The 22,461-nt window shown below is 38.7% G+C and carries 21 protein-coding genes; 7 read left to right on the top strand and 14 right to left on the bottom strand.

Annotated elements, in window-relative coordinates:
- Positions 1-34: 34 nt before the first annotated feature.
- Positions 35-1,030, top strand: coding sequence for a two pore domain potassium channel family protein (locus tag J5J05_RS11100; protein WP_208560731.1), 996 nt, complete (start codon positions 35-37; stop codon positions 1,028-1,030).
- Positions 1,031-1,116: 86 nt separating this feature from the next.
- On the opposite strand, the gene J5J05_RS11095 is transcribed toward J5J05_RS11100, so the two are convergent.
- From J5J05_RS11095 to J5J05_RS11085, 3 genes are all read right to left on the bottom strand, one after another.
- Positions 1,117-2,070, bottom strand: coding sequence for an alpha/beta hydrolase (locus tag J5J05_RS11095; protein ID WP_208560730.1), 954 nt, complete (start codon positions 2,068-2,070; stop codon positions 1,117-1,119).
- A gap of 80 nt (positions 2,071-2,150) precedes the next feature.
- Entirely contained in the window at positions 2,151-2,576 is a 426-nt protein-coding gene (locus J5J05_RS11090; RefSeq protein ID WP_208560729.1) for a GNAT family N-acetyltransferase, read from the bottom strand.
- A gap of 405 nt (positions 2,577-2,981) precedes the next feature.
- On the bottom strand, positions 2,982-3,425 hold the full coding sequence (locus J5J05_RS11085; protein ID WP_208560728.1) for a YaiI/YqxD family protein: 444 nt from the start codon (positions 3,423-3,425) through the stop codon (positions 2,982-2,984).
- Between the two features lie 123 nt (positions 3,426-3,548).
- Here J5J05_RS11085 and J5J05_RS11080 point away from each other — a divergent pair, with 123 nt between their 5' ends.
- A complete protein-coding gene (locus J5J05_RS11080) occupies positions 3,549-4,196 on the top strand; it encodes an HD domain-containing protein (RefSeq protein WP_208560727.1) in 648 nt (215 codons plus the stop codon).
- Positions 4,197-4,270: 74 nt separating this feature from the next.
- Here J5J05_RS11080 and J5J05_RS11075 read toward each other — a convergent pair whose 3' ends face one another.
- A complete protein-coding gene (locus tag J5J05_RS11075) occupies positions 4,271-5,641 on the bottom strand; it encodes a M20/M25/M40 family metallo-hydrolase (RefSeq protein ID WP_208560726.1) in 1,371 nt (456 codons plus the stop codon).
- Positions 5,642-5,798: 157 nt separating this feature from the next.
- Positions 5,799-6,749, bottom strand: coding sequence for a CPBP family intramembrane glutamic endopeptidase (locus J5J05_RS11070; protein WP_208560725.1), 951 nt, complete (start codon positions 6,747-6,749; stop codon positions 5,799-5,801).
- Between the two features lie 166 nt (positions 6,750-6,915).
- On the opposite strand from J5J05_RS11070, the gene J5J05_RS11065 reads away from it, so the two are divergent.
- Both J5J05_RS11065 and J5J05_RS11060 read left to right on the top strand, forming a co-directional pair.
- Positions 6,916-7,704, top strand: coding sequence for an ABC transporter ATP-binding protein (locus tag J5J05_RS11065; RefSeq protein ID WP_208560724.1), 789 nt, complete (start codon positions 6,916-6,918; stop codon positions 7,702-7,704).
- On the top strand, positions 7,694-9,400 hold the full coding sequence (locus J5J05_RS11060; protein ID WP_208560723.1) for a hypothetical protein: 1,707 nt from the start codon (positions 7,694-7,696) through the stop codon (positions 9,398-9,400). The genes J5J05_RS11065 and J5J05_RS11060 overlap by 11 nt, the downstream gene beginning before the upstream one ends.
- 52 nt (positions 9,401-9,452) lie before the next feature.
- On the opposite strand, the gene J5J05_RS11055 is transcribed toward J5J05_RS11060, so the two are convergent.
- The 5 genes from J5J05_RS11055 to J5J05_RS11035 all read right to left on the bottom strand — a co-directional run bounded on the left by J5J05_RS11055 (position 9,453) and on the right by J5J05_RS11035 (position 16,272).
- Positions 9,453-11,831, bottom strand: a complete 2,379-nt coding sequence (locus J5J05_RS11055; protein ID WP_208560722.1) for a transglutaminase domain-containing protein — start codon at positions 11,829-11,831, stop codon at positions 9,453-9,455.
- A 3-nt stretch (positions 11,832-11,834) separates the two neighbouring features.
- Entirely contained in the window at positions 11,835-12,872 is a 1,038-nt protein-coding gene (locus J5J05_RS11050) for a DUF58 domain-containing protein (RefSeq protein ID WP_208560721.1), read from the bottom strand.
- Positions 12,869-13,834, bottom strand: a complete 966-nt coding sequence (locus J5J05_RS11045; RefSeq protein ID WP_244244726.1) for an AAA family ATPase — start codon at positions 13,832-13,834, stop codon at positions 12,869-12,871. The genes J5J05_RS11050 and J5J05_RS11045 overlap by 4 nt, the downstream gene beginning before the upstream one ends.
- A gap of 225 nt (positions 13,835-14,059) precedes the next feature.
- Positions 14,060-15,076, bottom strand: coding sequence for an LTA glycolipid anchor biosynthesis glycosyltransferase, IagA/BgsA family (locus J5J05_RS11040; protein WP_208560720.1), 1,017 nt, complete (start codon positions 15,074-15,076; stop codon positions 14,060-14,062).
- Positions 15,077-15,090: 14 nt separating this feature from the next.
- Positions 15,091-16,272, bottom strand: coding sequence for a glycosyltransferase (locus tag J5J05_RS11035; protein ID WP_208560719.1), 1,182 nt, complete (start codon positions 16,270-16,272; stop codon positions 15,091-15,093).
- Positions 16,273-16,750: 478 nt separating this feature from the next.
- On the opposite strand from J5J05_RS11035, the gene J5J05_RS11030 reads away from it, so the two are divergent.
- From J5J05_RS11030 to J5J05_RS11020, 3 genes are all read left to right on the top strand, one after another.
- Positions 16,751-17,656, top strand: a complete 906-nt coding sequence (locus tag J5J05_RS11030) for a Gfo/Idh/MocA family protein (RefSeq protein ID WP_208560718.1) — start codon at positions 16,751-16,753, stop codon at positions 17,654-17,656.
- A gap of 123 nt (positions 17,657-17,779) precedes the next feature.
- Complete coding sequence (gene trpS, locus J5J05_RS11025) at positions 17,780-18,793, top strand: tryptophan--tRNA ligase (RefSeq protein WP_208560717.1); 1,014 nt, start codon at positions 17,780-17,782, stop codon at positions 18,791-18,793.
- A gap of 73 nt (positions 18,794-18,866) precedes the next feature.
- Entirely contained in the window at positions 18,867-19,373 is a 507-nt protein-coding gene (locus J5J05_RS11020) for a GNAT family N-acetyltransferase (protein WP_208560716.1), read from the top strand.
- Between the two features lie 43 nt (positions 19,374-19,416).
- Here the strand turns inward: J5J05_RS11020 and J5J05_RS11015 are convergent, their stop codons facing one another.
- Genes J5J05_RS11015 through J5J05_RS11000 form a run of 4 tightly spaced genes read right to left on the bottom strand, consistent with a single transcriptional unit; the run spans position 19,417 to position 22,023 of the window.
- Complete coding sequence (locus J5J05_RS11015) at positions 19,417-20,253, bottom strand: prephenate dehydrogenase (RefSeq protein ID WP_208560715.1); 837 nt, start codon at positions 20,251-20,253, stop codon at positions 19,417-19,419.
- Positions 20,250-20,693, bottom strand: a complete 444-nt coding sequence (aroQ, locus tag J5J05_RS11010) for a type II 3-dehydroquinate dehydratase (protein WP_208560714.1) — start codon at positions 20,691-20,693, stop codon at positions 20,250-20,252. Before aroQ ends, J5J05_RS11015 begins: the two co-directional genes overlap by 4 nt.
- Complete coding sequence (locus tag J5J05_RS11005; RefSeq protein WP_208560713.1) at positions 20,693-21,211, bottom strand: shikimate kinase; 519 nt, start codon at positions 21,209-21,211, stop codon at positions 20,693-20,695. The genes aroQ and J5J05_RS11005 overlap by 1 nt, the downstream gene beginning before the upstream one ends.
- The gene (locus J5J05_RS11000; protein WP_208560712.1) at positions 21,208-22,023 is read right to left on the bottom strand and encodes a shikimate dehydrogenase family protein; all 816 of its coding nucleotides are present in this window, start codon (positions 22,021-22,023) and stop codon (positions 21,208-21,210) included. Before J5J05_RS11000 ends, J5J05_RS11005 begins: the two co-directional genes overlap by 4 nt.
- Positions 22,024-22,461: the final 438 nt, after the last annotated feature.

Below are 22,461 nucleotides of genomic sequence, written 5' to 3'. Positions count from 1 at the left end.
TAGAATAAATCGTATAGGATAGGTGAATATCAGGATGAATTGGATTTTTTATATACTAGGGTTTGGCGTTATTGGTTTGACTATTATAGATTTGGTCTGGACAACACTCTGGGTTGATGGCGGTGCAGGACCACTCTCGAAACGACTGGCAGAATTGATTTGGCGAGGTTTCAATCGAATAGGGAAATATAATAATAAATTCTATGATTTTATTGGTCCAGTCACATTAGTGAGCACACTATTTTTATGGTCTTTTATGATTTGGGCAGGGTTTTCGCTCTTTTTTTCAGGTGATCCTACTTCTATTTCAAATGCTTCTAGTCCAGATAGTCCAATCGTTTGGTATGAACGAATTTATTTCACCGGCTTCACCTTGTTTACGCTTGGTGTTGGAGATTATTCACCGAAAGCAGGTTTTTGGCAGATCATGACGACGTTAAATTCAGGTGTTGGTATTTTATTTTTAACGTTATGTGCTTCTTATATTATTTCAGTGGTAGATGCCGTTGTGCAAAAGCGTTCGCTTGCAATGAGCATCACGAGTTTGGGCAACAAAAGTACAGAAGTAATCGACAATATTTGGAATGGGGAAGACTTTCATAATATTGATTTAGTATTGGTGGACATTTCTTCTAAAATCAGTCACCTTACGCAACAGCATCATGCCTATCCGCTACTGCATTTCTATCACAGTAGTAAGCCCAAGGAGTCAGCTTCTGTAGCGATAGCGATACTGGATGAAACACTGACTATTTTAAAAAGCGGACTAGCAGAAGAAAACAAAACGAATTTTTTATTGATTCAAAGTACGAAATCGAGTATTACAACGTATCTGGAAAGTCTCACAGAAGCTTTTGTCAGTCCTTCTGATACACCACCGCCTATTCCAAATACAGATTCTTTAATTGAAAAAAATGTACCCCTGATTTCTGCGGAGGACTTTGAAAAGCTTTTTGCAGATCAGGAAAAACGTAGAAAGCAATTGATGGGGGCCATAAAGATTGACCATCATAAATGGCCGGATCAGTAGTCTAATGAGCAAAAAAAACGATACTTACACTGCGTATTCTCTATGTTAAAGAGCATACACGGTAAGTATCGTTTTTTAGTCGATAACTATAAGGTCTGATCTAGTGTGACGTAATGACTGAGGAATCCAGATACTCTATGACGATAAGTTTCTTTGTCTGTTACATAAGCATAGGCATGTTCAGCGCCTGGTACTACGTATAATTCCTTAGCTGAAGCATTTGCTTCGTATAGCTCATGAACCATCCAAGTCGGTACGAAGTGATCGGCGTCTCCGTGAATAAATAGCGTTGGTGTTTGATTTTTTTTCACTTGCTCAAGTGAACTTGCCTCTTCAAACCAATACCCTGCACGAATTTTTGTCACTAAACTAGTTACTTGAACAAGTGGGAATTTTGGTAATTTGTACATATCTTTTAATTGATGCGTGATTTCTTCTTCTACTGAGCTGAACCCACAATCTTCCACGATTGCTTTTACTTGAGGCGGAAGCTGTTCGCCACTAACGTTTAAAACAGTGGCTCCACCCATACTGATACCAAATAAGACGATTTCCGCTTCTTCACCGTGACGTTCGATCATCTGATCGATCCATCTTAAGTAGTCGTTGCGTTCATGCCAGCCGAAGCCTATATAGTTTCCTTCGCTATCACCATGACCTCTAGCGTCAGAGACGAGAATATTGAAATCTAAATCATGGAAAAGTTTAGCAAAAGGAGCCATATCTTTTGAACTACCACTATAGCCATGAGCAATCAAAGCCACTTTTTTAGATGGCTTAGCAGCAGGAATATAGATTCCTGAAATACTCAATCCATCATCTGAAAGAATTGTGGTCACTTCGCGTTCGGCTTCGTTATACCATATTTTTTCGTCTGCCCAAGGATCATCTGGGTGTATCGCCACATGGTCAAACTCTTCTATAAACGGTTTTTTTGTATTGGCGACCGCCGTTTTATAAAAATAATTTCCGGTTACCGCTAAGGCACCAATTGTTGCGCCTAAACCACCTAATACAGTTGCAGCTATTCTTTTATTCATTCATTCTACTCCTTCTTATTCCTTCTTGTACAAACTATCTTATCACATGACTTTGATGATTTGATGAAGAAGGATTAGAATCAAATAAAGGTTTTAGCGTAAAAATATTCTGTCAGATCTGCGTGAGGATAATCTAGCTGGCCAAATAGGCTATAGCCACATTTTTCATAAAAAGTAGGTCCCTGAAAATCAAATGTTTCCAGGTGTACAACTTGGCACCCGTAATTCGTTAGTGCATCTTCTACTTTTAAAAGTAGGTCTTTCCCAAACCCCTGACCTCGAAAGGCTTCGTCTACCCAGAGGGTATCTATGTATCCAATTTTATAAAGCGATGCATAACTTGAAACACCACCGACAAGTTGATCGTCTATTATCAAGGTGAAATTGAATGGGATGAATGCTTTTTCTTGCAGTAATGGTTTTGCCTTAAGATTGAATGCATCGAGCCTTGTTTCGATTTCATTGATTTCTTTGCTTAGAGCGGGTCTTATAGTCCTATTCTTCATTTTTATTTTCTCCTTTCTTTGCGCTATTATAAGTATAGCAAACACGTAATAAATAGTGTAGGAGCATAAAACATGTCGAAAAAAGAAGTAAGCGTTGGTCAGTTTAAAGAAAAGTTAGATCAAGTAACACTGATTGATGTGATGTAAGAAAGCAGCAGAATTTGAAGAAGGACGTATCGCTGGGGCGCAAAATTTTCCACTATCGACATTAGAATGCCAACTGAATCAATTTGATCAAGGACAGCCAGTGCATGTGATTTGTCGTTAGGGTAAGAGATCTGCTAGAACGGGCACTTTATTAGAAGAACATGGAATAGAAGCAATCAATATTAACGATGGTATGCTAGCTTGGGAAGAAGTTTAACCAATAAAAAAAGATCGACAAATCAACTTGTCGATCTTTTTTTATTGCACATCAAGAACGCTACGGAAAAGCTGACGAAATTTTTCGCGATCTTCAGCGTTAAATGCTTTGGGTCCTTTTGTTCGCTGACCACTTTTTCTAGCCATCGCACTCAAGTGTCTGGTCTGTAGTAATTGGTCAATATTTTCAGTGGTGTACTGAAATCCTTTATGGTGTAAGACAATGCAACCTTTCGGTAAGAGTAAAGAAGCTAAACCATAATCTTGCGTGATGATGATATCAGAAGGTTTAGCAAGTTGAACGATCTTGAAATCAGCGGAGTCAGCACCCTTTTCGACATAGACGGTTTCTACGTGTTCAGGATGTTCTTGAAGAGAGAAATGGGCAATACTTGAAACGAGAACAACAGGTAATTGCGTTTGTGTCGTCTCTTCAATGACGACATCTTTTACTGGACAAGCATCTGCATCAATGAACACTTTCATAGTTATATCCTTTCTACTTTATCCAATTCTTCTAATGAAAAAGGGAAAGTATTTCGTTTTAACACAGTTTAGCATAAAATAAGATAGACTGAGAAAAATACTGGAGTGGGAAGAGGGAATAACATGAATGAAGAAATTGTATTGAGTACGGCTGAAATGGTCCGTTCAAAATTATCGGGAGAAGGCTCTGGACATGATTGGTTCCATATTGAGAGAGTCTGGCGTAATGCAGTTAAAATCGGGAAGGCTGAAAAAGCAGATTTATTTGTTGTTCAGTTGGCTGCGCTGTTACATGACCTAGCAGATGATAAAATCGTTGCGAGCGAAGCTGAAGGTGTCTCAGAAATCAATTATTGGTTAGAAGGAGAAGGTGTACCGTCGAATGTGATCGAGCACGTTTTAACGATTATTCAAACGATGTCATTCAAAGGTGGAAATAATCATTTGTATGGCTCACTAGAAGCGAAAGTCGTTCAGGATGCTGATCGTCTAGATGCCATTGGTGCAATCGGTATAGCAAGAACCTTTACGTATGCCGGTAGCGTCGGTAGCCCGATATTCGATCCTCAGTATACGGTTCGAGAAGAAATGACTAAAAAAGAATACCGTGAAGAGAAAAGTAGTGCGATTCACCATTTTTACGAGAAATTACTGAAATTAAAGGATCTCATGAATACAGAAACAGCGATTCAGATGGCAGAAGAACGCCACCAGTTTATGGAGATTTATCTAGAACAATTCTTTAAAGAATACGCTGATGAAGAGGGATAAAAAAGCATAACAAACACAGCCGAGATATTTGGTGCTCGTAAGCGCGCTTTCTCAGCTGTGTTTTTTGATGTAGGTTAGATTTGTTCACCAAGATGCAAGATAGCCGCACAAGTTGTTTTAATACCGGCTAAATATTCTGATACGCCCATGTTCTCATTAGGTGCGTGATTATCTTCATCCACATTTGCATAGGGAATGGTTAATGAAGGTATACCTAAAATATCTGTGAAAATATACATAGGACCTGTGCCACCTAAAGCGGGTAAGACCACAGGCATTTTATTATGTGAGAGCTGAACGGATTCAATCACTTTTTGAACGATATCTAAATGCAAGGGTGTTCTAGAAGGCTTAACGCCACCGAGATAGTCTACTGCAATCGTACAATCTGATTCGAATCGTTCTACATGTTCTAAGATTGCTTGAAAAATTTTCTCAGGATGTTGATCAGCGGCTAAACGCATATCGATTTTGACCGTTGCTTGGCTTGGAATAATCGTTTTTGTTCCTTCACCCGTATAGCCACTGCCAAATCCGGCAATGTTGAATGTTGGTGATAAACTAAGTTTCCGATAGTAAGCTTCAGCCGATAGGTCGATTGCATCAACGCCGATAACCGCTGCTGTCGCTACTGGGTCAAATGGCAGAGACCGAATATGTTCGATTTCTTCATCAGTAGGAACCAAAATATCATCGTAAAAACCCTCAATGAGTACGTTACCTGACTCATCAACCATTGTACGAATCAAATTAATAAGTGCCATCGCAGGATTTGGTGCAATGTTTCCCTTATTTCCAGAATGATTGTCTCTGACTGCACCTTGAGCGTTTAGCTCAATATAGAGAAGTCCGCGGTTACCCAGTGTGACAGAAGGCTGATCTTTCCCTTCCATTGGTCCATCTGCTGTATAAGCGATATCTGCTTTTAACAGTTCTTGGTGCGCTTGGGCAAAAGGGGCTAGATGGATACTGCCCTTTTCCTCTTCTCCTTCAAACAAAAATTTCACATTGACTGGTAGACGGCCATGAAGGTCAAGCAAAGCTTTTACAGCCAGTACGTGGGCAATCAATTGTCCTTTATTGTCACCAGTACCTCTACCATAAATTTTACCGTTACGAATGGTCGGCTCAAAAGGATCGGTATCCCACAATTCAAGGGGCTCAGGCGGTTGGACATCGTAGTGACCATAAAAGAGGATAGTCAGGTCATTATCTGGATGAATAACTTCTCCATACACCACAGGAAAGCCTTCTGTAGCTAATTGTTGTGTATCGATTCCAGCATCTTCCATCATGGATTGTAGTAAGTCAGCGCAAGCTTCTACCCCAATATTCTGTGCACTGATACTGCGTTGGCGAATCAATTCAAAGAGTGTATCCATGTGAAAGGCTTCTTCTTCTTTTAATTTTAAAAGAACATCATCAAATGAAACAGGTGACGTCATAATATTCCCCCTAAGTTAAGTCGTTTCTCCTTAGAACACAGTATACATAAAGATGAGTGAAAATACATTATTTTCTCATCTTTTTACAATTAAATTAAAACAAGCCAGCGATCCCATAGTAACGATCGCTGGCTTGTTTGAGAGAATTACTGTTAAATCAGATGTCCTCGGGTGAATCAATGTCTTCAATATTCTCCTGTTCGACTTCCAGACTTTGTCTTGCCATTAGGAGTTCAGGCGGGATATTTGCGAGATAAGGTGTAGGATGATGTTTGATTTGTTTAGCGTATTTTACGATCAATAGGAGTGTTACGACCAGAACAATCAAGAAACCAATAGCGTAAAGGGTCATCTGTTGAATGAATACAGATGTCGGACTAGTAATAAGGGATAATTCTTCTTCATTTGCCGCATTATTCGTGAAGAGTGTTGGTAATATAATAATAAAATTATACAGTGCATGTGTAAGGATAGGATAAATCAATTTTCTGGTTTTGGTGTAAACAACTGCGCAAAGCAAACCTAACAGTAATTGAGGAATCATCAATGAAGTGAAATGAATGATCATAAATACAAGTGAGCTAAAAATGATCCCTTTCCAGATACCATATTTTTCTGACCACTTGTTCATCAAGATGCCCCTGAAGAAAACTTCTTCAACAATAGGTGCAGCAATGACTGTCAGTGGGAATAGATAAAGAAAAGAGGGGCTCTCCACAATCATTTCACTTGAATCAAGACTCAAGTAACCGATAAAAAAGTTATAGAGATCTGGAAATGATAAAAGTACACGTAATGCAAAGAAAACAAACAAATTGCCACAGACTGCAACCAGAAAGGTGAGACCGATGATCGGAAGCAGTTGTTTCTTTTGTGGACGGCCGGTACCTGTAATACCACTGATCAAAACATCTTGTTTAGATAGCTGATTTGTAATTATTTTATAAATCAGAAAATGTAAAAATAAGTTTAGCATCAAACCTAGAGCTGGGGGATAAGGAATAGCGAAAATTAAAATGCCCTCTAATATACCAAATCCAATCAAAAGTAAAAGAACGCGCCAAACAATAGACCAGTTAGAAAATTTTTTAAGCGATAGTTTATACATATGTAAGTCCTCCAAAGTTTTTCTATAATCATTCTAACATAAAGAATGTATCACATATCATCACTTCTATGTAAAGAAAAGACTAATTTCCCAAGAACATACCTACATTGTTCTCAGCTTGTATGATAAACTAAGTGCAATCGTAATCAATGGAGGTAGTACATAAATGGATAAGATTTTAGAAATGAGAGAAGTCACCAAATCTTTTGGAGGTAACAACGTTCTTAAAGGAGTCAATTTCGCCGTTTACCCTGGAGAAATCATCGGGTATATTGGACCGAATGGTGCGGGGAAAAGTACGACAGTTAAAATGATTTTGGGTCTACTGCAACAGGATTCTGGCGAGATCATGATATTCGGAGAATCTCTTTCAGGTATGGGAGATACATACAAAGGCAGAATCGGTTATGTACCAGAAAATGCCGAGCTTTACGACACGCTCTCGGCCGAAGAATACTTGCTATTTGTTGGCAGGCTCTACGGTTTGGAAGAAGAAGTGATTCGTAGAAAAAGCTTTGCCATGATGAAGATTCTGGGAATCGAAGCTGCTTATCAAAATCGATTATCTTCTTTCTCAAAAGGGATGCGTCAAAAAGTGTTGATCATTTCGAGCTTACTACATAATCCGGATATTCTTTTTTGGGATGAACCTTTAAACGGGCTAGATGCCAACAGTGTACAAATCATCAAAGAAATTCTTTCTGAATTGAAAAATGATGGAAAAACCGTTTTTTATTCGTCTCATATTATGGATACGGTTGAAAAATTAAGTGACCGTATTATTATTTTGAACGAAGGGCGTGTTGTCGCTGATGGGCATTTCGATGAACTGCAAAAAGAGGCAGACGGTACCTTGGAGCAGCTGTTCAACCAATTGACAGGTTTCAACGAATATGAAGAGTTGGCTAGTGCTTTCGTTTCTGCAATGAAGGGAGAAATCACTTATGATGCGTAATGTTTTTGGTGGAGATCAGAAACAAAAAGAGGGTGATCAATTCTTCATCAAAGTGATCAGAAAGTTTGCGCCTTTATACCGTCGATTTGGTGTAGACTATCCTATAATGGAAAGAATCGTTGATATGAAATTGATTATGGATAGCCGTCAAGAAAAAGTTATCCCGACAAATTCTATGTGGGGCAGTCAGAAAGAAAAAGAGAATGAAGACAAGAATGCCTTCTTTCAATCCTTATGGCTTTATGGCTTTATCAGTTTACTCCTTTTGTTTTTGTTTGTGATTGATAATATTCAATTTCAATACACAATCTTTTTCAGCTATGTATTTATCATGTTGTTCTCTACTTTGATTGCCAATTTTTCAACCATTTTATTGGAGACAAAAGATCAAATCCTTATTGGAACGAAGCCGGTCTCTTCCAGAACGTTGAGTGCAGCAAAGACCACGCATGTCTTTATCTACTTGATATCACTGACAGTTGTCATTGCGGGTCCAGTCGTCATCGGTACCTTTGTTATTCATGGCATTTTAGCCGGTCTTCTCGCTGTTATACTAACCGTTACAGCATCTCTTTGGTGTTTGTTACTGACCATTCTTACTTATGCAACCGTACTAAAGCGATTCAACGGGGAGAAGTTAAAGAATATCATTGCTTATAGTCAAATTGGTATTTCAGTTTTCACTGTGATGGCTTATCAAATCATGAATCAGGCAATCCAATTCATTAATCCGAGTATGCTGGAGGTTCAGTTGAACTTACAGTGGTGGCATATTTTTGTCTTTCCACTATGGTTTGTTGCACCGTTTGGCATCATTACAAATGGATTTTCACTGACTTACTTGGTATATATCCTATTACTTGTTGGCGGCTCTGTTGGCTTAGCTTTCTTATATTACTTTAATAGCGATAAATTAGAAGCTAATCTACAGAAGCTAGAGAGCGGGGAAGGTGACACTGACAAACGTTCTTGGTACGAAAACGTTACAGGGAAACTGTTATGTTGGGATAAAAATGAATTGGGTTATTATCATTTTGCTTGGCAGTTAACGAAAAACGAAAGAGAATTTAAAACACGGCTCTATCCGTCGCTTGCTGCACTCTTCATTTTTCCAATCGTGCTTATCGGGACAACTTACCGATTGACCTTAGAAACAGGTGGTAGCGTTGGCGATTCAGTTTTCTTTAGATATATGCCTTATTACGCATTGCTAGTGATTCCCATGCTTGCCGTTTCGTTGAAATATTCAAAAAACTACAAAGCGCATTGGATCTTCGGAATGAAGTCAGAAGATCATGCAGGTGTCTTTTTAAGAGGCATCATCAAAGCGATGCTTATGAAACTATTGTTTCCTATTTATTTAATTTTATCAGTTGTCGTCTTGGTTTTTTCTGATTTGAGCTTACTGCCCGCTATTATCAATGGGTTTTTAGTGGTTACGATTGTCTTCTCGCTACAAGTCAAAAGAACGATTCAACAATATCCTTTCTCTAAACGATACAATGCGTCTGAAGCCAATCAAGGTTGTTTAGCAACGATCATTTTCTTCATGATAATAGGTGTAGCTGCTGGCGGTATATTCGCTATACAGACGTTAATACCTTTTGGCGCCTATATCATTATGGCTATACTAGCTGTGGTCGCTACTTGGCTATTAACAAAAGGCTTTAATAACCATTCACTTTCAATGGAATAAACATTAAAAAAAGCCAATCTTTCCTGTTCGAGGGAAGATTGGCTTTTTAAGGTCATTTCTTATATTTTATCCATTGATTTAAGCGATTCGTTGTTTCTAAAAGTGTATCTTTATCTGAAGTGCTGATCTGAGAAGGCATCTCTTGATTTCCGTAGAGTGTCCGATCAACGAGAGTAGAAAAGTCAGCCAGCACGAAAGAATCATCGTTTAAGGTTGAACGCACGTGCTGCATGTAAGCATCGATCGTTTGATTGTTTTCTCTTTTTTCCTTTAATTCAAAGAGTTTCAAAGTCCACATAGCAGCGTGATTTAAGGATAATTTATCTGCCTTTAGGGCTTTTTGAAGTAGCCAGGTCAATAGTTTCAAATGCCATGAGAAATAATAGGAACCAATGATAGTGGCAATCAAGCCGATAGCTGTTAAAAAAGCAACAACTAGTTTAATGAAAGAGAACATAGAGGCATCCAGATTTGAAGAAGTGTTGTCTGTTGTATCTGGTTCAGCTGCTGTTTCTTCTTCCGGCACATCTTCGATTGGTTCTTCCTCTTCTTGGGTGTCCGTTTCTGGCTCAGTATCAGGTTCTCTTTCTTCAGGCGTAACAGCTTCATCTTCAAAAGTAAGGCGCTCATCTTCAGGAGATACATCATCCGCTGTTCGAGTGAGAGGGTTGGCGAAAGAAGGACTTGGCTCAAACGGGACCCAGCCAACGCTTGGGAAATATACTTCAGGCCAAGAGTGCGCGTTTGCATTGGTGATTTGGTAATAGTTTTCACCATTTGAATCTGTTTGACTGTTGCCTGGTGTAAAACCTTTTGCCCAACGAGCAGGAATGCCTACCGAACGCAACAAGGTAACCATTGCGGTCGAAAAATTATCGCAATAGCCAACGCGTGAATCAAACAGAAAATGATCAACGTAATCTTCTCCCGGGGGCGTTTGCTCAGTGTCTCTTAGACTGTAGCGATAACCGCCCTCGCTTTTGAGGTGAGATTCGATTGCGCGAACCATCTCATATTCGCTATCCAGTCCCGCTGTTAGTTCGATTGCAAGATTCCAAACGCGTTGCGGAAACTCAGTAGGAAGCTGGAGCTCTTCTAATCCGGTACTGACCATCCAATCATTTATAAGTCTAACGTCTTCGATTTGTATGTCGTCAGAGAAATCTCCAAAACCATTTATATATTCTGCTCGCCAGCCGTCATCTTCGCGTAACGTTTCTTCGCTAGATCGATCTGGGTAATCCGCGTAATAATCAATTGTATAGCTATCAACAGTATCTTTTGGACTTGCAATAGCCAAGTAGTCACTGTAATAACCATGGGATAATGTATAATGATCATCGTCAGCCGCTACTTCTAAAGAAGACCAACCATAGGGTTGTGCGACATATGTGATTGGTGTCTGCCAGTTGACTCTTGCTGTATCAAGAACCTCACCATAATAAACATCATCGTTTCGAAAGGAAGAAATCGCAAAGTTTCTATCGTAAGGAGAGAAAAGTTGTTCAGATTGACCAGTGTTTGAACCGGACCAGCCTTCACCTGTGTACTGCCAGCGATGAAGGACTTTCCAGTAGCTAGGCTCGGAGATATAAGCTTGAAATAACCTAGTATAGTCTTTACGCAAAGGCCCGCCCAACTGTGTGTCATCTGTACCCATACCCGTCTGACGTAATCTCGATTGTGGTGAAGTAGTATCGATCCAATCAAAGAAACCTTTTCGTTCAAGTGTGTTTTGATAACCGACTGTTTTCGTTTCTGCCCAACGCTGAACGGGAAAGAACCACTCGATTCCACAATAAGATAGTCCGATGATTGCAACAGTCAACATAGTCGTGAAAGCAGAAAGCTTGAAAAAGTGGCCTTTCCCTTGCGTAACGTCTAGTCGAGAGAGGGCAAACAGTAAGAAACCGGAACCCACTACCATCAAAGTTTGCATGAGAATAGCGTAACCTGTAAAAGTATGCAGAATCATCAAATACCCAAAAGCAGCAAGTAAAGAAGTATACGGGAAACGCTGATGAATACTTGAAAAAGATAGTAAAGTGATTAAGCTAAAGAGTGCTACAATCGCAAAAAACAATGGGATTTCTGAAGTATTACCCGAAATAATCGTATTCAATTGTTGCTGACAAATCTGCCAGATTCGACTAATCCAGCCAATCAAAGATACATCGATCGCCAAAGAAGGGAAAGAGCGATAAAGGAAAGCAAGCATAAGCCCAATTTGAATAAGGAAATAGAACCACCATTTTTTGAAAATAGAAACAGTGAATTGCGTGATAATAAAAAAGATCAATAGAGATTCAAAGCCGGTTAGTTCATTGATACGCAAGAACAATGATAAGACAGGAAGCAAAAGAAAACCATGAATGACGCCTAACATCATTGATCGGCTGAAATCAAAAAATGAATAAATCGTATTTTTCATGGGTTATCCGCCTCCTTTCAGTAGAGTTAACTGACGCTCATCTAGAATAAAAGTATGAGAAGAAGCGGTCAGTGATACAGGTAAGCTTGATCGATTTGATGTAATGATAATAGTCGTTTGTTTACTGTTTTCACTATGACCGAGTAAAACCATTAAATCTTCTTGATCTGTACTTGGTTGAATCATCAAAAAATCCTGTAGTTGCTTTCGTTTTTGTGATTGTCCATCAAAAGCACCGATCAGCGAAAGATCAAGCTTAGTAGTGGCCTCAAGATGTAAGGCAAGACTATAAGCGAGACTTAATAGAGATTCGAATTGAGGAGACGGCATACCGATAAAAGAGAGACGGACAGGGAGCGGTTCTTCACGGTCATAATCCTTTATCATCCATTGATCGCGCTTCATACTCGACTTCCAGTCAATAGAACTTAAAGCATCGCGAGACTGATAAGGTCTCAATTCTTTTACTTGATAAGCTTGCTGAGCGAGTGGATCTGAGCCAATAAGATGAATCACATTTTCGGTCAGTAACTTAAGTACACTAGCATGTGGTAAACGCATAGGATAAATATTCAAATCTAGTGGTAGCTTATGCACGGAACGATGTCTGAAAATACCGAACAAACCAGTTGCTTGAATACCGACCTTTAAATCATCATAATGACCTCTTGCAAGTATCAGTGCGTCTAAATGTACCGTAGAGTGGTTTTTAAAAAAAAGCGCAGGATAAATAACCTGGTGAAAAGCTTTATCTTGATCACTATACAAGATGAGCTTGAAAGATGGTGACAGAAATAACCACTTTGATCGTTGTTTGATCCGTATCGATAATGATAGATGGGCATTATCAGCAATTTGCCAATTGATTGGTTCAATCGATGGCTTCATCCAAGCAGTAAACAAAGCAGTCAGTAACATAAAGGTAAAAGCATAAACAATAAACCAAGTAACAACTGAAGGAAAGGTTAAGGCATAGGCAATAACGAAAAAATAAAACAAAAGCCAAGCGCAAGCAATCCAGTTTATAAAAGACCGTTTCATTTGGCATCCCTGATTTTTGTAGGAATATCTACCTGACTGACGAGATCATCAATAAATTGATCGATTTCTTTTGTTGTCATCCGATTAATAAACAATAAACGATGACGAAATAAAGGCTTAATGACGAAAAGAATATCTTGAGGGGTAACATAATCACGATTACTAAGCAAAGCTTGTGCACGCGCGCCAGCTAAGAAATATTGTGTACCTCTTGGGCTGATACCCAATCTCAGTGCTGAATGATGACGTGTTCGATCGACAAGGGTGATCATATAATCCAACAACTGTGGATTGACATGAATAGCATGAACACGCTCTTTCAAAGCATTGAACTCAGTCAATGAAAGAACGGGTGTCAATTCTTCTACAGCACGTAACTGGTCAGGCGCTTCTAGCATACGAATTTCTTGTTCTTTGCTAGGATAACCTAGAGATAGTTGAAACAAAAATCGATCTAGCTGGGCTTCTGGTAGAGGATACGTCCCTTCGTAATCAATAGGATTTTGGGTAGCAAGTACGAAAAAAGGGTCCGGAAGGCGATGGGTTTTTCCATCAAGTGTTACTTGTTTTTCCGACATAGCTTCCAGCATCGCCGCTTGTGTTCTAGGAGAAGTACGATTGATCTCATCCGCTAAAACGATTTGATTGAACAGTGGACCTTGGCGGAATTCAAATTGTGTATCTTGTAGATTGGGAACAGAGAAACCGATAATATCTGAAGGGATAAGATCCGGTGTGAATTGAATACGTGAAAAGTCTGCTTCGAGACATTTGGCGATGGTTTTGATCAATAATGTTTTACCGACACCTGGAATATCTTCAAAGAGTACATGACCACCGGCTAACATCGCCATGATGGTCAAACGAGTCACTTCTTTTTTTCCGATAACGATTTGATCAACCGTATCGATCAGTGTATGTAATTTTTCAATTGTTTGTGTAGTTTGCGTTGAGTATGTCAATGAAATATCCCCCTGAATAAACTGGTTTAGTATGATTTGAACATTGAAAATAAAAATCGATCTGTTAAGTTTATTGTAGATAGAATAAATTAAGAATACAATGAGAAAAACGAAATTAAAGAAAAAGTTAGAAAATAGAGAGGTTAGATAGAAATAAAGAAAAAGAAGAGAAAGAATCGAGGTCACCTCAAATCTTTCTCTTCTTATAATGCCAACTGTTAACGGTTATTCACTAAATAATTTGGTATAAATAATAGCTAAATCATGACCAATGTTTTTTATATCAAGTTTTTCTGCCGCAAGACGAGCTTCATGCGTTAAGGAAGGCAACTGACCTTCTAATAATTGAGGAAGGATGTGACTAAAATCATCTTGCGTCTTTGCTTTATAAACGACTTCTCTATCTGGTAGCCAGTCTTTATAAATCGGAATGTCTCTAACAAGCACAGGTATTTCATTAGCTAACGCTTCTAATAAGACGATTCCTTCTGTTTCTTCGTAGGTCATAAACAAAAATAAATCACTACCTGAATAGGCATCGCGTAAAGCAGTAGGAGAAACATATCCTGGAAAACGAACATTAGCAGGTGCATGGGCGATTGCTTTTTGTACACGACGTGTCATCAGCGACTTTGCCGTGTGACCGAACCAGAAAAATACATATGATGGAAATTGCTGTGCAAGCGTTAAGAATTCAACGATGCCTTTCCGTTCGATTAAATGACCGACGGAAACGACTACTTTTTGATCTTCAGACAAGTGATACTGCTTTCTAAAACGCTCACCACCAACGGTATTTTTAACAAAATAAGTTGTATCAACGCCATTTGATAAGGAGACGATCGGTCTATTCAAATCATATTGAAGTAGCAAATGTTTAGAATAATCTGTCGGTGTAATAATCATATCACCGTGCTGGTAGCAATAGCGCAACCATTGTTTGAACAATGGAGCGACCAGATTGGAGCCACTGAAAGAGTTCTTGAAGTCTTCCATAGTCGAGTGACCGTAGTAGATCACTTTCTTTCCATTCTTTTTTGCTCTTTTTGCCATTGAGACGGAATCTGGAAGTACGGTATTTAAATGAACAATGTCATAGTCATCTTTAGGATCTTCTGTATAAGAAACTTTTAAAGAGGCTAGCATTTGTTTTTGATGACGAAGTGCTTCACCGATACCACTTTGAGTAATAACTTTTTCTGAACCTTTGTAAAGTAAGACTTTCTGATTAACGGTTGTCAACTAAATCCTCATTCCTAAAGAGAGAAAACGTGCTGATGCGTATGGTTTCTTATTGCTTCCAAGTAGACCATCTCTACACTTTTTCCGAAAGCCTCGATTGAGTACGTTTCTTCGATTTTATTTTGAGCAGCTTGTTTTTTGACAGTATTAAAGTCTGCATGCGTAAGCAAAGTGTATAGCGATGATCTAAATTCATCGTAAGTTGTATACTGGAAGCCATTTTCGCCATCTTCGATCACATCGATTAGACAGTCATCTTTTCTGCACAAAGCGAATACACCACTTGCGAGCGCCTCAATATAAGAAAGACCTTGTGTCTCACTAGTAGAAGCACTGACAAATACATCTCCAAGCTGGTAGTAAGTCGCAATGTTTTCAGGGGCAACCATACCTGCAAAGACGACAAAAGCACGAGCATCGATTTCGTCAATGAATGTTTCTAGCGTTTCACGATAAGGACCATCGCCTACAACAAGTAAACGTAGCTTAGGATCATCAAGCTCTTTGAGATAAGAGATGATTTCTTCCAGATTTTTTTCTTTTGCCACTCTTCCGACGCTGACGAGTACAGAACAATCATCAGGTATAGAAAGGCTGCGTCTGAGCGTGACGATTTCTTTTTGTGTGAGTGCTTGGTTGAATTTTTCTAAATCAAGACCTGTAGGAATAACGTGAACGGGTTGATTTACCTTATAGCCTTTTAAAAGAGATTCGACTTTATTTGTCGGTGCGATAACAGCATCAGAGTGATTTAATACCCGCTTGCTGAATACAGCAACAGCTTTTTTCCCCCACTTTTTATTAGGAGAGAAATAATGCGTATAATCTTCATAGACAGTGTGGTATGTATGCACGATCGGAATGGTCAGAATCTGAGAGATTCTGCGAGCGATTCGGAACGTACTGAACTCACACTGTGTGTGGACAATATCAGGATTCCAGTCCAAGATATGGGATAAGACGTCATCATCCATCGTCAAAGCTACACGAGCACCGGGATAGATTTTACCTACTCCATAAGAAGACATCGCATATAAACCTTGCTCCTCATCGATATGAGCGCTGGCTTTTTCAGATAGTGTCAGTATGCGCACTTCGTGCCCCATATCTGTCAAAATCTCTTTTAGATTGATAATAGAAGTGATTACACCGTTAACAGTTGGCGTGTACCATTCTGTTGTAATTAATATCTTCATATCTTCCTCCAAAATTGATTGTATTCATTATACTCTAAAAACAGAATGAAATAGCTTGAATTTTAAAAATATCATACAAAATTTACGAATACTTAAAACTATGTATAGAATCGTTCACATGTATACGTGCTATTACCCTTACTTTACGTGACTACGATACATTTCACATCAGACTTGAGACCGGTTTTTGGGAAAGCGAAAGATATGGCCAACCATCAAAGTAGTTTATAATGGCAATAAAGATTGGTTGCAACGTAAGGGGAAACAAAATATCCAAGAGCTAAATGCTGTAGTAAAAGAAACAGCTCATTCATGGTATGATAAAATTGGAAAAACCTGCTAGCAAACAATAACATAAACAAATAGAGTCAAGATACTCCCTGAAAGATAAACACACGAATGAGCTGTGACTTATCTTTCAGGGAGTCGTTTTTTAAAAACATTTTAAATCAGTTCTATCAAAAATGGAGGAAAGAAAATGAGAATCGGCATTATTGGTCTAGGAGATATTGCACAAAAAGCTTATCTTCCTGTTCTTAGTGAAAAAGAAGGAATCGAACTAATTCTATGCACGCGCAATCAAAACGTGTTAAAAAAATTGGCGAATACATATCGTCTAACAGAATATGTACAAACAGTCGATGAATTAATCAAGTTGAAAGTTGATGCGGTTTTTGTTAGTACAACGACTACTGCTCATTTTGATATAGCTAAAAAACTGTTGGAACAGGGTATTCATGTTTATATCGACAAGCCAATCTCTATGGATTTCAATGAAACTAAGCAAATTGTTCAATTAGCTGAAGAAAAGAAACTGGTTGCGATGGTTGGATTTAATCGAAGATTCGCTCCAATGATTGCCGCTTTGAAAGATCAAGGAAAAGCAGATTTAATTCTTATTCAAAAAAATCGGTACAATCTTCCTGGGGACAAAAGACAAGTTGTCGTAGAAGACTTTATTCATGTGGTTGATACCATGCGGTTCTTAATGGGTGACAAAGCAACTGAACTTCAAGTTCGTTATTTGGAAAAAGAAGGTCAACTGCATAATGTGATGATACAATTGGCTAGTGACGATTGTACAGCTATCGGAATCATGAACCGTGATAATGGAACAACAGAGGAAATCATCGAGTATATGACTGCGGGTAATAAGCTCGTTGTCAGTAATTTCGTGGAAACCACTCAATTTCAACATGATACAGAGACCGTAAAAGGATTTGGCGATTGGGAACCTACTTTGATGAAACGTGGGTTTTATCAAATGGTTGATCATTTTATTTCATGTGTCCAAGAGCATAAAATGCCGAATCCTTCTATTTCAGATTCTTTGATTACCCATCAAATTTGTGAAGAAATCCATACACAAATAACAGGTATCTAGGAAAGTGGGAATCTTTGATATTCACCACGCCGCACCGTTAAACTTGAAATCTACATTGTTTTATATAGTACGGTTACGATACAATAAGTAAAAGCCAATTATAATACTAAGGAGCTAGGATTTATGAAAAAAATCATTTTAACAGGGGATCGTCCTACTGGGAAATTGCATCTAGGACATTACGTAGGATCTCTTCAGAATCGTTTGAAAATGCAAGAAGATTCTGACAACCATGTTTACGTCATGATCGCTGATCAGCAAGCTTTGACAGATAACGCAAAAACACCTGAAAAAGTACAAAAAAGTGTAACGGAAGTGGCACTAGATTATTTAGCAGTTGGATTAGATCCTAAGCGTACGACGATATTCATTCAGTCACAGATTCCACAATTAGCTGAACTGATGATGTATTACTTGAACATCGTTACAGTATCAAGGTTAAACCGTAATCCAACCGTTAAATCTGAAATTCAAGAAAAAGGATTTAATGAAAGTATTCCTGCTGGTTTCTTTATGTATCCTGTCAGCCAAGCTGCGGATATTACAGCTTTCAAAGCTACTCATGTACCGGTTGGAGAAGATCAAAGACCAATGTTGGAACAGACAAGAGAAATCGCTCGTGATTTTAACCGCATTTACCAAACGGATACATTGGTAGAGCCAGATATCATCCTTCCACCTAAAGGACACGGCAGATTGGTAGGAATCGACGGAAAAGGGAAGATGAGTAAGTCTTTAAATAACGGCATTTACCTCTCTGATTCAGCGGATGATATTCAGAAAAAAGTCATGAGCATGTACACTGATCCAAACCATATTCGTGTAGAAGACCCTGGCCAAATAGAAGGAAACGTCGTTTTTACCTATTTAGATGTATTTGACGATGATAAAGATAAAGTTCAAGAACTGAAAGATCATTACCAAAAAGGTGGTCTAGGAGACGTTAAAATCAAGCGTTACTTGAATGAAGTCTTACAAGATAAATTACAGCCAATACGTGAACGTCGAGAAGAAGCAGCTAAAGATCTTGATGCAGTACAAGCTATGTTGAAAGCTGGAAGTGAGAAGGCAGAAAAAGTTGCTGCTCAGACACTCGATGAAGTGAAAAGCGCAATGGGTATCAATTATTTCAAATAAGTAAAAGTCGATACACGAGAGAGGCGAACGGCTTCTCCGTGTATTTTTCATCTTATAGAAAGAAGGGATAAAGATGTTAGAAACAAAACGATTAACTTTGAAAAACTATACGCAAGAAGACTTTGATTTTTTATATACGATGACATCAAACCCCGAAGTCGTTCGATACATACGAACAGGAGAAGTTTATACAAAAGAACAAACAGCTGCTGCTTTGGAACGCATGTTTAAGTTATACGAAAAGGCTGATTATCTAGGGCTTAAAAAAATTGAGCTAAAAGATACTGGCATCGCCATCGGACAAGCTGGATTTCTCCCTCAAACCATTGAAGGAGAAGCGTTCATAGAGATTGGCTATTGGATCGCAAAAGAACATTGGAAGAAAGGGTATGCAACTGAAATAGCACAGGCATTGAGAAGCTTTGGAGAAGAAACACTACAGTTAGACGAAATCATTTCGCTAGTCCATGTAGAAAATGAAGGTTCAAGAAAAGTTGCGGAAGCAAATGGCATGACTGTAAAGAAAAGCGTTGAATTGAAAGGCGTACCGGTTAATGTTTATTCTACTAAACAGAGCTAACAAAAAGACGTATTCGCTAGAAATACTAGCCAATACGTCTTTTTTAATACCAGTCTGTTCGTTGTGTCCGTGCTTGTTTGAAAAGCGACTTTAGCGTCTCTTCATCGTTTTCAACTAAGGTTTGCTTGAGTTTGTTTAGTTCATCTTCAAAAGCGTCGATAGAATGGAGAAGTGCCGAACGGTTATTTAAAAATAATTCGCTCCATAAGTCGCCATTAATATCAGCAATACGCGTAAGCTCTTTGAAACTATTTCCCGCAAAGGTAAGTGTTTCTTCAGATGCTTGCTCGCTATTTACTACAGCGACAGATAGCGCGTGCATTAGCTGACTAACATAAGCAATTTGATCATCGTGTGCTGATGGGGAGACACGAGTAATCATCTCAAAACCAATATCCCGATAGAGTTTTTCTATAAGATTAAGATGATCTTCACTGTTTGAAGGAATCGGTGTAATGAGTGCATTAGCACCGGCAAACCGCTTATGATCTGCGCCGACGATTCCTTTTTTCTCGCTACCACGCATGGGATGGGCAAAAACGAAATCAGCTGTTGCTGGTAAGATAGCAGTGACTTGTTCAATAATAGTTGTTTTAACGCCTGTCACATCTGTTAGGATAACGCCTTCTTTTAAACAGGCACTATATTTCTCTACAAATGGTGCAATTTGGTTAGGGTAAAGAGAAAGAATGACAACATCCATGTCTGGGAGTAGAAGCTGTGCATCAGTATGACCTTTTTTTATTATATGCTCTTTTTCTGCAATATCAATTGTGGATGGATCGATATCGACCCCATATAATTCAGTGTAGCCGGCTGCTTTCAGACCCATCGCAAATGAGGCACCAATTGCGCCTAAACCAATAAGTGCAATCTTCATGTTAGCCTCCTTTGATGTTCTTCAAGTGCATGGATACCTAAGGTATAGCCTGTAGCACCGAACCCAGAAATTTGTCCAATACAGGCAGGTGCGACAACAGATTCTTTTCTGAAAGATTCTCTAGCATGAATCGCGCTCAAATGAACTTCTACCGTTGGAACAGCAATCGCTTTGACGGCATCATGTATCGCGTAACTATAATGAGTATAAGCAGCAGGATTAAAGATGATGCCGTCCACTTTGTCTAGGTGTGCTTGCTGCAAGCGATCAACAAGTGTGCCTTCTGAGTTACTTTGGAAAAATTCACAAGAGTGTCCACGTTCGTCAGCATACTGCTGTATGTGATTTTCTATATCTGCTAATGTCTGTGTACCATAAATATCGGGTTCGCGGATGCCCAAAAAATTCAAATTTGGACCATTTAAAATTAATAACTTCATCATGGTTGTCTCCTTTTTATGGTATCTGGAAGATTCTCTTCAATTTTCTGGAGAACGTATGACTCGCTAGACCGATTTTGAACAACGAAATCAGCTGCGTGATGATAAAGATCAATACGCTCTTTGTGTAATTGGTATAGCTTTTCTGAACCGAATTTGAGTAGCGGTCGATGAGCAGTTTGGATATCTTGAATAATATTCTCCACCGGACGATCAATTAAAATAATCCAACCTGTTTGTTTAAGTGCGCGGATATTTTCCGCTTTTAAAACCACACCGCCACCACAAGATATAACGGTATATTGATAATCTGCAGCGATCTTTTTCGAAACAGTTGTTTCAATCGTTCTGAAATGATCTTCACTGACTGCGAATAATTCGGGAATGGTTTGTTGGGTAGTCCGTTCGATCTCTTCGTCGATATCTAGAAATGGAAAGTTCAAACGTTGGCTGAGTGCTTTTCCGAAACTTGTCTTTCCGCTACCTGTCATGCCAATGAGTACAATATTCGTCTTCATGTTTGCTCACCGATTTCTTTTTGGAAGTGTTCGATCAATTCCTCTATGATCGTATCCTCAATGACACAATTTTCCCAAATTTCTACTGCACGCACACCTTGCCCAATCAACATATCTAAACCATTAGCTGTTTGTTTGGCAAGCGTATGTCCGATTTCTAAGAAGCGCGTGACCTTAGGGTTGTAGATCAGGTCGATTAAGGTATCAAAGTTTTCAATGACTACATCATCTACTGGCGTATCGTCGCTATTTGGATACATCCCTACGGGGGTAGAATTAATTAGGTAGTCCCCAGTTAAGTGAGAAAGAGATTCGTAATTGGTATAGCTAATTTTTTCGGTATTTTCAAACCGTTCAGGTGATCTAGATACAATAGTGAGATGAGCAATTCCATGATCGATAAGATAAGCTTCTACCGTTTTAGCAGCACCACCGGTTCCAAGAAGAACAGCTCGTTTACCTTCAATCTTCCAGTTCCTTCTATCAAAGATCAAGCCAAAACCTGCGTAATCTGTATTATGTCCAATCAATTTTTGATCTTTATGTTCGATAGTATTAACCGCATTTAACTGGTTTGCTAAAATATCCATTTCATCTAGATAGGGGATGACTGTTTCTTTGTACGGTATTGTAACATTGACACCATCTATCGATAATGCCCGAACTCCAGCAATGGCTTGTGCCATCAATTTAGGCTCAAAGGCGAATGGTTTATAAGCAGCTTCGATCCCTAATTTCTGATAAATCAATTGATGTAGCTGTGGAGACAAACTGTGAGAAAGCGATTCTCCGAATAAACCGTAAAAATGCATAATAAACTCCTTCCATCCGTCTAATATTGGTTTGAAGTATAGACAAAAGAAAAATAAAATACAAATAGAAATCATAATAAAAAAATTTTTTCCAAGTATAATTATCCGAAAAACCTTACTGTGATGCGAGAAAATGAGTATCTGAATAGTTTGATTAAAATATTATTTGAATTTTTTTGAGAAAGATAGTTGACAACCCTAAATCCAATTGCTAGTATTGGAGGCACAGTTGAACAACAGCTGATACTAATTGATTGAAGGAGAGAAATTGAGATGAATAGACAATTACAAATCGAAATGGCTCCGCAATTGAATAGTTATTACTTTAGCTTCTTTAGGATCAAATCTATGGAGGCTGAAGAGCTTTAAGCTGCTGACAACAGCGTCCCATAGATTTCACGAGAAATCGAATGGGGCGCACAAGTAAAATAACAACAT

This window comes from Marinilactibacillus kalidii (assembly GCF_017599325.1).
Lineage (GTDB): Bacteria > Bacillota > Bacilli > Lactobacillales > Carnobacteriaceae_A > Marinilactibacillus > Marinilactibacillus kalidii.
This window is presented reverse-complemented; position numbering and strand designations above follow the sequence as displayed.